The organism is Bartonella japonica, from assembly GCF_040545385.1.
GTDB classification, from domain to species: domain Bacteria; phylum Pseudomonadota; class Alphaproteobacteria; order Rhizobiales; family Rhizobiaceae; genus Bartonella; species Bartonella japonica.
Genome location: NZ_JBEPLT010000050.1, coordinates 1 through 1899, shown reverse-complemented (window position 1 = coordinate 1899; position 1899 = coordinate 1). Strand labels below are relative to the sequence as shown.

General features: G+C 39.5%; 2 protein-coding genes and 1 pseudogene. All 3 read left to right on the top strand.

The window, feature by feature from the left end; genetic code table 11:
* On the top strand, nucleotides 1-550 hold a 550-nt coding region (locus ABID39_RS07815; RefSeq protein WP_354187594.1), incomplete at its 5' end, for an LbetaH domain-containing protein.
* An 80-nt stretch (nucleotides 551-630) separates the two neighbouring features.
* Nucleotides 631-1371: a hypothetical protein gene (locus tag ABID39_RS07810; protein ID WP_354187592.1), complete on the top strand. Its 741-nt coding sequence runs from the start codon at nucleotides 631-633 to the stop codon at nucleotides 1369-1371.
* 98 nt (nucleotides 1372-1469) lie between these two features.
* Nucleotides 1470-1899: pseudogene (locus ABID39_RS07805) on the top strand (LbetaH domain-containing protein); the annotation flags it as partial.

Sequence of the window (1899 nt, the reverse complement as noted above, 5' to 3'; positions counted from 1 at the left end):
TGGCGATCTAGGCGGCTTTATTGAAAAGGAAAGCAACTTATCTCACAAAGGAAATTGCTGGGTGTATGACAAAGCGCGTGTTTTTGAAAATGCAAAGGTTTATGACAATGCTAAAGTCAAAGGCTTTTTTGTTGACGTTTATGGCGATGCACGTATTTATGGCAATGCTATTTTTCAAGGCATGGCAATAAATGATTATTGTGAGGTTTATGGCAATGCCCATGTTAAAAATGCCGTTATCATCGAAGGGAATGTTAAAATTTATGATAACGCCCGTGTAAGTGGACATGCTCATATTTCTGATATGTCTGTTATTTGTGATAATGCTCATGTCGGTGGCAATGCTAAAATAAGTGATGGTGCTTATATTTGTGATGATTCCTATGTCGTTGATGATGCCGTGGTTTGTGGTTCTTATGTATCTGGCTCTTCTTGTGTTCATAGCGCCGCCTCTTTAACAGAAGAGGATCAAATTCATGATGAGGCAATTCCAAGATTTGGTAGTGACGATGATTATTATCGTCATGAGTATTATGATGAGGCTGTGTAATTAACACTAGGCGCGGCGGGGGCGCCCCTCTTTAAAACATCTCATTCAAAAATTTAATCTTTTATATAAGGAATTGTGCTATGCAAAAAAAGTTTGCACTCACAAATGAGACACGTGTATTTAATAATCAAACTCTTTATCGCATTAAAGCTTTAAAAGACTTTTCTGATGTCAAGGCGGGTGATTTAGGCGGCTTTATTGAAAAGGAAGATAACCTCTCTCATGATGGCAATTGCTGGGTGTATGATGATGCTATGGTTATCCAAGCTAGCGTTTCCGAAAATGCAAAAATACGCAATAATGCCTGTGTGATGAATTATGCTAGGGTTTACGGTAATGCCGTGATTAGTGATAAGGCATGGGTTTTGAGTGATAAAGCACATGTTTATGACAATGCAATCATTAATGGCAATGCAAAAATTGGGGGCTACGTTTTTGGCAATGCCGTTGTGAGTGATAACGCCGTTATTACTGAGGGAGCTCTTATTTACGATAATGCCCGTGTTTATGAAAATGCTCTTGTGAGTGGGCTAGTCTTTAATGATGCCCATGTCTATGGGAAATCACGCCTTGCTGCGTGGTCAAAAGCTTATGGCAATGCTCATGTTTTTGATAAAGCTATAGTTTATGATGGGAGCAATATTTATGACAATGCCAAGGTTTCTGGCTCGGCGCGCGTTGGTCCCTGTGCAAAAATTCACGATAATGCTCATGTGAGTGGCAAGGCACAAATTTGCCAATTTACAACGATTTATGGCAATGCGGTGCTTAAAGAAAATAAGAAATTTTCTGAAGATGTCTGTGGTGTTGATCAGGCGTAAATAAAGCAGCGTAAATGACACTTGGGCGCGGGGGGCGCCTTCTTTCCAATCAAATTTTCCAATCGTTTAACACATATCTATTATGTGAGGGTATCTCTATGTCTCAAAAATACATTATAACAAATGAAAGCAAAAAAATTAAACATGCTCTTACTCGCAATATTATAAACCTTTATCGCATTCGGGCTTTAATAGATTTTGATGATGTCAAGGCGGGTGATTTTGGTGGGTTTATCGAAAAGGAAGTCAATCTATCCCATGAGGGTAATTGCTGGGTTTATGATAATGCCTGTGTCTACGGTCATGCCCGCGTTTATGACAATGCAAAAATACGTCATTATTCTCAGGTTGCGGTCAAGTTTATAATAATGCTGAGGTCTATGGCAGGGCTTTTATCTCTCAATATGCAAAGATTTATGACCATGCTTTTGTTTATGGCAATGCGTATGTTTATGGCTATGTTTATGGCAATGCTCATGTGAGTGGGGGTAGCCGCGTTCTTGCGGATGCCCATGTTTATGACCATGC